The 10,632-nt window shown below is 53.6% G+C and carries 11 protein-coding genes; 2 read left to right on the top strand and 9 right to left on the bottom strand.

Features of this window, described 5'->3' with window-relative positions; translation table 11 throughout:
* Nucleotides 1-94: 94 nt before the first annotated feature.
* Entirely contained in the window at nt 95-1,303 is a 1,209-nt protein-coding gene (locus BFL40_RS33610; protein WP_139213497.1) for a hypothetical protein, read from the top strand.
* 122 nt (nt 1,304-1,425) lie between these two features.
* On the opposite strand, the gene BFL40_RS34270 is transcribed toward BFL40_RS33610, so the two are convergent.
* The 8 genes from BFL40_RS34270 to BFL40_RS06060 form a co-directional block, all read right to left on the bottom strand.
* The gene (locus tag BFL40_RS34270) at nt 1,426-1,722 is read right to left on the bottom strand and encodes a hypothetical protein (protein WP_074851586.1); all 297 of its coding nucleotides are present in this window, start codon (nt 1,720-1,722) and stop codon (nt 1,426-1,428) included.
* Between the two features lie 774 nt (nt 1,723-2,496).
* Nucleotides 2,497-2,712, bottom strand: a complete 216-nt coding sequence (locus BFL40_RS06090; RefSeq protein WP_071483097.1) for a hypothetical protein — start codon at nt 2,710-2,712, stop codon at nt 2,497-2,499.
* 176 nt (nt 2,713-2,888) lie between these two features.
* The gene (locus tag BFL40_RS06085) at nt 2,889-4,109 is read right to left on the bottom strand and encodes a Fic family protein (protein WP_071483096.1); all 1,221 of its coding nucleotides are present in this window, start codon (nt 4,107-4,109) and stop codon (nt 2,889-2,891) included.
* A gap of 1,089 nt (nt 4,110-5,198) precedes the next feature.
* On the bottom strand, nt 5,199-6,239 hold the full coding sequence (locus tag BFL40_RS06080; RefSeq protein WP_071483095.1) for a DMT family transporter: 1,041 nt from the start codon (nt 6,237-6,239) through the stop codon (nt 5,199-5,201).
* A gap of 75 nt (nt 6,240-6,314) precedes the next feature.
* Nucleotides 6,315-6,668, bottom strand: a complete 354-nt coding sequence (locus tag BFL40_RS06075) for a gamma-glutamylcyclotransferase family protein (RefSeq protein WP_071483094.1) — start codon at nt 6,666-6,668, stop codon at nt 6,315-6,317.
* A gap of 16 nt (nt 6,669-6,684) precedes the next feature.
* Nucleotides 6,685-7,344 carry a M24 family metallopeptidase gene (locus tag BFL40_RS06070; protein WP_071483093.1) on the bottom strand — a complete coding sequence of 220 codons (660 nt, stop codon included), beginning with the start codon at nt 7,342-7,344 and terminating at the stop codon, nt 6,685-6,687.
* Nucleotides 7,345-7,625: 281 nt separating this feature from the next.
* On the bottom strand, nt 7,626-8,204 hold the full coding sequence (locus BFL40_RS06065) for a DUF4337 domain-containing protein (RefSeq protein WP_071483092.1): 579 nt from the start codon (nt 8,202-8,204) through the stop codon (nt 7,626-7,628).
* Nucleotides 8,205-8,258: 54 nt separating this feature from the next.
* A complete protein-coding gene (locus BFL40_RS06060; protein WP_071483091.1) occupies nt 8,259-9,143 on the bottom strand; it encodes a LysR family transcriptional regulator in 885 nt (294 codons plus the stop codon).
* Between the two features lie 94 nt (nt 9,144-9,237).
* Between BFL40_RS06060 and BFL40_RS06055 the strand changes: the two genes are divergently transcribed.
* Nucleotides 9,238-10,206, top strand: coding sequence for an NAD(P)H-binding protein (locus BFL40_RS06055; RefSeq protein WP_071483090.1), 969 nt, complete (start codon nt 9,238-9,240; stop codon nt 10,204-10,206).
* On the opposite strand, the gene BFL40_RS06050 is transcribed toward BFL40_RS06055, so the two are convergent.
* Nucleotides 10,193-10,549, bottom strand: a complete 357-nt coding sequence (locus BFL40_RS06050) for a DUF2784 domain-containing protein (RefSeq protein WP_071483089.1) — start codon at nt 10,547-10,549, stop codon at nt 10,193-10,195. The genes BFL40_RS06055 and BFL40_RS06050 overlap by 14 nt on opposite strands.
* Nucleotides 10,550-10,632 lie beyond the last annotated feature (83 nt).

Here is a 10,632-nt window from a genome sequence, read left to right as displayed (position 1 = left end):
ATTTATTTTTTAGGTTTATGTCTAGCGTGCCTCCGATGTGCTGTAATTTGAGAGGAACGATTGGATACATAAAGGTAAATTCAAGGGGGTTTCTATGGTTGAGCGGGCTGATGCATTAATTATTCCAGCTGACAACTTTACAAATGATGCTGCCTTAAAAAAAATGGTGCTTTTTTTTGATTCTGTTACCTTGGTTAACTCAAGTGATTCAGCGTTAGTTAACGAATTTGAAGTTCGTGAAAAGTTCGAAGGTATGGAGATTTCCTGGTCTGCTAGGAATCCTTTTCCGCGTTCTGAAAATTTTAGTGATGAAATGCAGAGGTTGTTGTCCGAAACTCTATCGTTTCAGAGTAGGCGGATCATTCGTTTAACTCCAGATACTCCAATGCCATCTTTAGATGCTGGAATGAACTACTCCCTATGGCACAGTGCTATAGCAAATAAGGATTTGGTGACAGCAGCAGCACCAGATCGCTTTACAAACCCTAAACCTACTCTTGGGATTTCAGGGTATATGAGGGGAGGTACGATCTCAGTTGGAAATGCGAGGTCGAAATATGAAGTAACTGAAACTAAGCCTTCGGTAGTTTTGGAGAATGTTGATGAGGATTGGACATTGTATGCTCACTTAAGACTAGGTAGAGCACTGAAGTTTCTACGTCAATCCCATGCTCTTGGGCTGTCTCCAATCGCATTAGACCTTCCAAACCAACAAATACTCAAGGCAAGCTCCGAGTTTGATTCACTGATTGTTCGTAACCAATCGGAAACCCCAGCCGTTTTACACAATCAAGTCAATTTTGATTTTGATATATTTGAGCCGGAAGAGTTTAATAATCACCTCAATGATATGAGCTGGAACGACGTGCAGCAGCTTCGTCGGCATGTGCTACCAGGTATGAACGGTCTGAGGACTTATTTGCGTCGCTCTATCAGGCTTCAGGGTTTGGCGTCTACGGCTGGAGTGGAGGTATATAATAAGGAGTTAGTAAAGTTGTTGGCTGAATATCAGGTGGCAAAAGAAAAGCTAACTACGGATTGGGAGAAACTTCGTGTAGGTACTGTTACAAAAATTGGTGCTGGTGTAGGTGCTGGTGTGGGGCTTGGCGCTGTCGGGGCTAGTACCGGATTGATAGGCACTATTGTCGGGGCACCATGGGTAGATTTATTGGTTACAATTTTTGCTAGCGGGCTAATAGGTGCGGGGCATTTGACTAGTGAATTGCAAAATTTGATTCCAGCAAGACGAGTTGTTAAGCAACATCCTCTTTACTTTACTGATAATATTTTTAAAGGAAGATGATTTAGTCTGTTTGGAAGCTGGTCTGGCATTGTTGCTCTTTATAGGGTGATGTTAGTTTGATCTTGGTGATCGCTCGAAAAGTGTAATAGGTATTTAAATAACGTTGTAATGTCTCAAATTGTTTACGCCAAACGGCACCACCAAGATTGAGCGTAAGCGCATCCATCAACATATTCGATACCACTTAGCACAAAACCGTTCGGGGCCATTCCGGACAAGTTTGCATCGAGCAACCGAGGCAGTGGATCAGGTTCCAACGGCATCCCCTTCGATACCCGCGCTACATTTGAGCTTCGGCCGAGCTCGTTGCTAGTTGCGGGAGCTACAAGCACATCACCCCTAATCGCCGGATAACGCCTCCTCTCTTGTGGGTCCAGGGCCACGCCCTTGCAGCGCATAGGAGTTACTAGCATGTGCATGTCGGCCTCTAGTCTTCGCTGGGTTCATCCAAGAGCGCCTCAACGGCGTACTCCAGCGCTCCATCTGCTCGCTCAAGTAGATCAGCGAGATCATCGGGACCGATCAGCTGTGCTCTGTGCAGCTCGTACGCCCCATCAATCAGCTTTCTATGGCGTGCCCCTGGGTGTCGCATCAAGGCCGCCTCATCCCGCAGCAGCTCTAACCAAGAAAAGGTCACTCCGTTCTGGGTGAAGTCACTTGCGTACGTCATTACTTCGCCTCTGCTCGCCTGTGATTTTTACTGTATATACGAACAGTATATCGTGAGGCTTGACTGCTTGCGCGGTGATCCGATGAAGTGTGGCTCTGGCGTCAGCTCTAAATTTGCTTCAGAAAGAAAAATTGGACGAAAAAAGCACTTATCCCCCTCCCGCCGACGGGCTTTACCTGTGTTTTTTGTGCAAAGGCTGAGGGTGGTGAAATCGGGCACGTGGGCCAGGCCAGCTATGGGCTCGCCGGAGGGAGTAGCAATCTCACAAAATGCAAAGTTTTGCGGAAATATGCAGTGTGGGTACAAAACGATGAGAGGTGATTGGGACCGGAGGTGGAGGACAGCTTTCCCGAGTTCATTGAACGGAAGAGCCAAAAATATATAAATACAGGCATTTTCCGAAACGAGGTAGATCTGCTTTCTCGGCGTCCGTGGTTGCCTTCGATCACGTCGAAAGCTGCCATAACCCGCAAAGCGTGTGGGTTTCGTCGAGATTTGGGCATTTCACAATTTGTCTTGATTTTTACCTGGCTCTTGGTCTTTTCAGGCGGGCCAAACCTTGCTTGATATGTCCTGCGTTCTCACCAATTGCCTCTAAGGCGCCACGAACGTTTTCACCTACTTCCACCGAGCCTTGTTGTTCCAGGCGTAGTGTGAGTTCCATCAAAGCTGCTTCAAGGGCCAGCTGATTTTCATACATCCTTTCAAGCACATCTGAGATCGAATATTCATGATCCATGTCCAACCCCTCTAAGTGATACTAAGTTTTGATAACATAAAAAGCAGTTAAGCGATTTTAGCGAGGCAACGGCGATGAGTAGCGTGCCTCTTCAGTCTGAAGGCCCACTTGAACTCGGGTCTCAGACTGTTTTTATAGGCGAAGAAGCTTGTTCTTCGCCTCACTTTTATAATGAGTCACCAAAGTTTGGGGAAGAGGTACTCGATTATGTGTGTAGATATAAAGGCTCTATATTGACCGTTGTTGCTCAGTTTGATTAGTCTTTCTACTTCAAGTTGTTTGAACGTCGCTCGGAGAGACTGCTCGGATTTTCCAAGATATGCGCAAATACTTGATTTGGTTTGCGGGCCCCGCTCTAATAAATGTTTATAGATGTCGCGAGCTGCCAACTTCAATAATGGAAGCTCCTCTCCCGGTGCCCCTGGGAGCGCGCCTTTTTCACGCATTTGAAAGTAAATGTCAATGCGGAGATTTAACTTTTTTGGCTCCAGTAGTTCAGAAAAATACGATATTTGATCCAAGGCTGTATCAATGAAGTATTTTGTAAAATGGCCTAGGCCTCCATCCGAAAGCACACCACGACCATCAGTCATACCTTGTCGAACTTTGTCAGCCTGGGCCAGTGCGTTGTAATAAGCGTTGGTGTCTCTACCAAAGCCTCGAGTGATAGACCAAAGACCGTATCCACCAAAACCAGAATGCCGCATGTAACAATCGGTGAGTAACCGTATGACTCGACCATTGCCATCAAGAAATGGATGAATCCATGCAAGCCTGTGATGAAGTGCCGCCGCGGCTATAACTCGATTAGTGCCATAAATTTTATCAAGAGAATAGCTTTTTTGTAACCACTCCATATAAGAATTAAGCTCGGCTACAGGAGGCGGTTCGTGATTTCCCACAATTACCGGGTGGGTTCTGTATTCTCCAGGCACGACTAATAGAGGTTGACCGTCGCCATCCAGAACATCTTCATTTGCCTGATTTTTAACGTGGAGTTGGTCTTCTGGTAGTCCCTGATAAAAAGACTTATGCAGGCCTTTAATGAAAGCTTGGCTAGTAATATCCGTAGCTGAAGTTTGTCGATGCTCAAGCCGAAGCTGAACCTCTAGGTGGGCCAAGAGTTCTTGCACTGCTCGAGACCTAGTAGCAGTCATGTTACTGCTCACCCCTGTTTGTGGGGTCTGTGCTCTTAGAAGCTCCTTAGGATGGGTTGGGTTTCCTTCAATACGGTTGCTGTAATAACAGTTGACTTGCCTCAAAAGCCACTCAACCGAATTTCGGATAGAGTCCGGTACACTTTGATTTAGATGAGAGTCAATCTGGTATAGGTGTACCAACTTGTCCTGGTATTCCCCAAGTTTTAAACCATCAAGATAAGGAGTGATCTGGATCATGCGTTCTCTCAATGTTACAGTTTTCTAATTAATATGCCTAATGCAACAGGCGAATTCCCGAGTGCTAGTAGGTAACGCGTAACTATGTTCAACAGAAGGAAGCCTAAATGTAGCTATAGAGTCTCAATGTAAAACGTTGCTGATGTCATATCACATGATCTGATCAGTGTGTACACATATGGCGTGTACACGTAAAAACAGTTTCAGATATTTCTAGTTAACTGTTTTTATATACAGTATCTCATGTCTTTAGGTACCTTGACAACGCCTCTTAAGGTAGCAGCCTGAACAGGGCGAGGGAGCATCCTTCCGCCGGCATCTGAGGGGATTTAGCTCCAAGCTTTCTATACTGGGCCGAGCCGTTGCTGCGCTTTTTAGGATGAGGGGTGGCAAAAGGGTAATTTCGGTTAGAAAAGGTCTCGACACAGCTGCAGGCCCCGTAGCTAGAGGGTATTTAGCATTACCTTTAGGGGTAATATTTGGTAACTGCGAAGGTAATATTCCCTAACGTGCCCGGGTTTGCGGGGTATTGAGGGTGTGCTGAATTACCCGATCAAAAGGTAATGATCTAACCTATAAATTACTAAATTATTACCTTGCTAAATATCTATCAAGCAATTGAAATTAAAGAGATTTTTACTATTTTTAGACCGTATTACCAATATTACCTTTTTCCCAGGTCTCAACATAAACCGGTCGGATTGCTGTTTTTTGCGCCCTCTCAATCCTCGCGCACTAACTTGGTGCTAAAGCCATGGGACTACCATGGGACTGGGAATGCCGTTTTTTTGGAGAGAGAGCATCGCTGTAGCCCGCGTAATCCGTGTACTTGCATAATGAAAGTGACTTTTCGGGTAGTTTCGAATCTCTCCTTCACCGCCAAATTCGATGTAAACAAAACCCCTGGTTTCGAGAGAAACCAGGGGTTTTGTGATTTCTGGGGTTTGAAAAATGTGCCCGCCCTCAGATCAACTGCACGGTGTATCCATCCGCCGGCCTATGACATCCAGCAAATCGCACCCGTCCCGCAGCGGATGCTGTAGGACGTTACTCAAATGGTTGGCCAAAGCGGACTGAAGCCTTAAGCCCTCAATGCCTATGCCGATGATGCACATCCGGAAAATGTGCATGACTATGCCTAACCGGACTATGCACATGCACATGACTGTGCGGCTCCGCCGGGTCCCACTCAAACCCATGCTCATGCTGATGATGCTCATCATGCACATGCCGATGTCCGTGTTCCGTCGCCTCATGTTGATGCTCATGCGAGTGCCGCTCCGTCAGGTGCAGCCACACCCCCACGGCCATCAACGCCGACGCAATCCAGAACGCCACTGTCACCGACTCCCCGAACGCCAGCAAGGCAACCGCAGCGCCGAGGAAGGGCGCCGTGGAGAAGTAAGCCCCCGTACGCGCACTGCCCAGCCCGCGTAACGCCAGCACAAACATCACCAGGCTGACGCCATACCCCAGAAACCCGACCAGCAAGATAGGTGCCAGTTGCGCCACACCCGGAATCTGCGCCCCGAGATACAGCGCCAGGCTGCAATTCACTAGCCCTGCAATCAACCCTTTGGCCCCCGCGATAAATAGCGCGTCAGACGCCGACACTTTGCGCGTCAGGTTGTTATCAATCCCCCAGCACAGGCAGGCAACCGCCACCGCAAACGGCCCGGTCCAATCGTGGCTCGTGCCGCCACCGCCGGACCCTGACAACACTACGCCGCCCAGCACAATTGCGATCATCCCGAGGACGATGCGTCGGTCTGCGTTTTCTCTAAACACCAGCCAGGCGATGACGGCGGTCAGCACCGATTCAAGGTTGAGCATCAGGGAGGCGGTCGCCCCGGCGGTGCGGGTGAGGCCGAACATCAGGGCCACGGGCCCGAGGATGCCACCGAACGCGATGGCGCCGAGCAGCCAGGGCCATTCTGATGGGGTCAGGCCGGTGGGTTTCCAGCCGCGGTCACGGATGAGGCGCACGCCAGCAAGCCCGATGCCGCTGCCGAGGTAGAGCAGGCCGGCGAGTAATACGGGCGAGAGGCCCAGGCCGAGGCTTTTGGCGAGCGGGGTGCTGGCGCCGAACAGGGCGGCAGCGGCGAGTGCGTAAAGGATACTGAGGTTCATGGGCCATCCTCGAGGGTCTGGCCCATGATACGACTTAAGTGCACAAGACTAATCAGTCTGTCGCTGAATTCATGTTCAAGCCTGCACGTACACCCAAGCCGTCAACCCGGAAGCCAGTGCCACCGACACTCGCTTGTAATCCGACACTTCATACGCATCCGCCGCCGCCAGTTCCTGTTCGTTAATCTGAAAGACCATGCCTTCAACGCTCGCAGCATTTTCCGTAGTCGGCGCGACGATTGGGTGATGGGTCTTGCCGCTGGTGGCCAGTACTTCGGGGTCGGTGATTTCTACCCAGCTTTGCGAATAGCCGAGCATCGCGTCTTGCTGTCCGACTAATTCCCGGCCGAAGTTGGCGAGTTGCACGGCCTTGTCTTGCAAGGTGCCGTAGGAAAACAACAACACGGGAAATTCGGTGGAGCGTTCCATTTGTGTTCCTTAAAGGTCAGGCGAGTAAATCTTCGTAGAAGGCGCCGTAAGGCTTGCTCGGGTGGGTGATCTGGATTTCCAGGATCCACAGCCCGGCATTCGGGTAGTGCTCGAAGTCGCCGAGGTCGCCGCCACGGTGGATCGCATGGGGGAAGTCGCTGACGCGGTGGCCCTTGATGTCGAGGTTCAGTTGCCAGCCCATGGCCTGGGCTTGTTGTTCGGCATAGCGATAAAGTTCGAGGCCGACAACCTGGTCATGCTTCCAGCGCGATTGTACGCGGTCGAACAGCGCCTTGGCGGCGCTGGCACAGGCGATCATGTCCGGGTCGTTGCCGGTGCTGAAGGTGGCACCGGCGTCACCTTCGTGGCCTTGCCACACGGCGCCCATGTCGATGAAGAAGATATCGTTTTCGCCCAGCGCCGGGTCGCCTTCGGAACGTTGCTTGAAGGTCTTGAGGGTATTGGCGCCGAAACGCACCAGCAGTGGGTGCCAGATGCGTTGCATGTCGAGGTCGGCGAGTACTTGTTTGCCCAGCTCGCGCGCTTCGGATTCGAGCATGCCGGGTCGGATACGTTGGGCGAGTTGTTCGATGGCTTGCCAGGTCATGGCCTGGGCATAACGCATGGAGTCGATAGTGTAGGCGGCGCCCACGGCTTCTTTGGGTTGTGCACTCACCGGTTTTTCCTCGGGTTAAACAGCGTCATGCGTTGTGCGTTTTACTATATAGCGCAGCGCTGGCAGAGCCAAAGCTCAAAAAGGGGGTGTGACGGCGTTTTCTGTCGAAAGCCGCCATCGTGCCGTAGGAATGTGGCCCTCCAAACGAAGCGGGTTGAGTGTGGGAGCTGGCTTGCCAGCGATACAGGCGACGCGGTCTCGCTGAAGTGTCTGGGTGACGCCATCGCAGGCAAGCCAGCTCCCACAGTTGATCTTCGGTATTTTCTGGTTTGTGCTCGTTGTCAGATATGCAACCAAGCCAGACTGCCTAGTACCAACGCCACACTGCCGGCCGTATACGACAGGCGCTTCAACCACTCCCGGCGTGTCAGCAGTGTGATCGCCGCCAACGAAATCGCGATCTGAATCGCGGTCATCGCCTGGGCCCAGCGGTGATGCTGGTGCAGCGCCTCTTCGGACTTCTGGTCCCATTCCCGCGAGGTGGCCTCAAGCTTTTCGGCCTGCTTGCGCACTTCTTCCTTCTGGCTTTTGTAGCGCTGCACTTCATCGTTGTAGTGCGCCGCGTCAACGCCGGGGATGTGCGCGGCCAGTTCCGCCAGGTTTTGGCGGCTGGATTTGGCCTGGTAGTAGTTCCACTGGTTGGCGGCTTCGGTCTTGATGATGGCGGCGTTGTTCTTGTCCATCGCCGCTTCGCTTTCGGTGGAGCCGGCCTGGTAACTGAGCATCGCGCCGAGGGTGGCCATCAAGGCGGTCATCACGGCAATGCGGCTGGCGAAATTGTCACCGCGGCCGTGGGCATGTTCGGTGGTGTGTTCGACGTGTTTTTCGTGGGGGCTGGGGACTTCGAAGGCTTCGGACATGGGGGCGTCTACGAACGGAATGAGGGAGTCTGATTCTTTACTAAATCAGCTGTCTCAATCCTGTACGTAACGCTGCAAACCCTCCACCAACGCATCGAACATCACCCGGCAGCGTGGGCTGTTGCGCAGGTCTTCATGCATGGTGACCCAGGTGTCCAACTTAAGCGCGAAACCTTCCGGCAGCACTCGACGCAAACGGGGATTCTGCTTGGCCAGTTGCACCTGGCACCCGCCGATACCAGCACCGGCGCGAATCAGTGCCAGTTGCGCCAGGTCGCTGTCGCTGCTGATGGCGAAGGCGCTGCGTTCAAAACCCTTGATGGCCAGGCTGCGGATAAACGCGCTTTCCTGGTCGAAGCCGATCACCGAATGGTTGGCCAAGTCCTGCATGTGCTGGGGGATGCCATGTTGTTGCAGGTAGTCATCACGGGCGTGCAAGCCGACTTCGATGAGGCCGATACGCCGCGCCAGCAGTTGTTCCTGGCTGGGGCGGACCATGCGCACGGCGATGTCGGCTTCCAGTTGCAGCAGGTCGCTCAGGCGGTTGGTCAGGATCAGCTCGACCCTGAGGTGCGGATGCTGGCGGCGCAATTGGGTGATGATCGGCGGCAGCACTTCCACACCAACCACTTCGCTGGCGGACACCCGCACCACGCCGCGCACCTCATCACCTTGGGATGAAGCGGCGCGCTCAAGCGCTGCGGCGGTGCGTGCCATGGTTTCGGCGTGGGCGCGCAGGGTGTGGGCCACCGCCGTCGGCAACAACCCGGTGGGTGAGCGGGTGAACAGCACCACACCCAGCGCGGACTCCAGCGCGGCGATATGCCGGCCGACCGTGGGCTGTGTGATGCCGAGCTGCCGTGCGGCTCCCGACAACGACCCTTCCTTGAGTACGCCAAGGAACGACCGGTAAAGCTCCCAACCAATATTCGATGCCATGCATAAATGTATAGCGCCTGCATGCTCTTCGGCAATTCCTCTATAGCAAGCTCAAGAACAAAATGGGCTCAACAACCAACAGCGGGAGACGGTCATGAGCAAGGTTCTGATATTGGGCGCAACCGGCGGGATTGGCGGCGAAGTGGCGCGGCAGTTAAGCGCGGCGGGCTGGCAGGTCTGTGCATTGACCCGGGACGTGGACAAGGCCCGCAGCCAGAATGCCGCTTTCACCTGGCTCAAGGGCGATGCACTCAATCGCCAAGACGTGGTCGCCGCCGCGCGTGGCTGTGCGGTGATCGTCCACGCGGTCAATCCGCCGGGTTATCGCAATTGGGCCGAGTGGGTACTGCCTATGATCGACAACAGCATCGCGGCGGCTATTGGCGAAGGCGCGACGATTGTGTTGCCTGGCACGGTCTACAACTTCGGGCCGGATGCGTTTCCGGTGTTGCAAGAAGACTCGCCCCAGCACCCGCAGACTCGCAAGGGCGCGATCCGTGTACAACTGGAGCAGCGTTTAGAGGAAGCTTCCCGCCAGGGCGCCCGCGTATTGATCGTGCGCGCCGGGGACTTTTTTGGTGCCAGGGTGGCCAACAACTGGTTTGCCCAAGGCTTGGTCAAACCCGGCAAACCGGTACACGCCGTGAGCTATCCGGGCGCCCCTGGTGTGGCGCATCAATGGGCTTACCTGCCGGATGTGGCGCGCACGATGGTCGAGTTGATTGAACGCCGAGCAACCCTTGAGGCTTTCGCTCGCTTTCATATGGCCGGGCATACCGACGCCGATGGCACGCAGATGAGCCGGGCTATCCAGCAGGTGGTACTGCGCAGGACGGGCCAGCAACCACGCGTAGGTCGTTTCCCATGGTGGCTGCTGAAGCTGGTAGCGCCCTTTGTCGTCACCGTCCGTGAGATGCAAGAGATGCGCTACCTGTGGCAAACCCCGCTGCGCCTGGATAACAAACGCCTGATCAAGGTACTGGGCAAAGAGCCCAATACCCCTCTGGAACAGGCGGTGGAGGCTACGTTAGTTGGCCTGGGCTGTCTGCCTACGCGCGTCTGATCAAGCGTACATACACCGCGACGTTGACCAACACCACCACTGCCCCCAGCACCAGTTGAATAGTCGGGGTGAGCCCGGCGGGATAGATCAGTGTGAGGATGTAATGCTCGATAAACCCACCGCCATAGCCCTCTTGCCCGGCGAGGTGGCGAAACAGGTTTTCCCAGCGGGTCAGCGGGCAGGGCAGGTGGAACACCTCCACCGCGATACCCCAGGCGACGGCGGGCAGGTGCAACCACATGACCCGGCGCCACTTGAGGGCGAGCAGGCCGCCGAACAACACGAACAGGATAAAGCTGAGGTGAAACAGCACCAGGCTGTCGGCGGCTAAACGGTAGAGCATCGCAGGCACTTCGAAAGGAAAGGCGAACAGTCTAAAGGGTTGCCTGTCTGCAAGCGTGGCCGTTATTGTGCTGAATCCTTTTA

This window comes from Pseudomonas costantinii (assembly GCF_001870435.1).
GTDB classification, from domain to species: Bacteria; Pseudomonadota; Gammaproteobacteria; order Pseudomonadales; family Pseudomonadaceae; genus Aquipseudomonas; species Aquipseudomonas costantinii.
The sequence above is the reverse complement of the archived record's forward strand: the minus strand, read 5'-3'. Positions and strand labels throughout refer to the sequence as shown.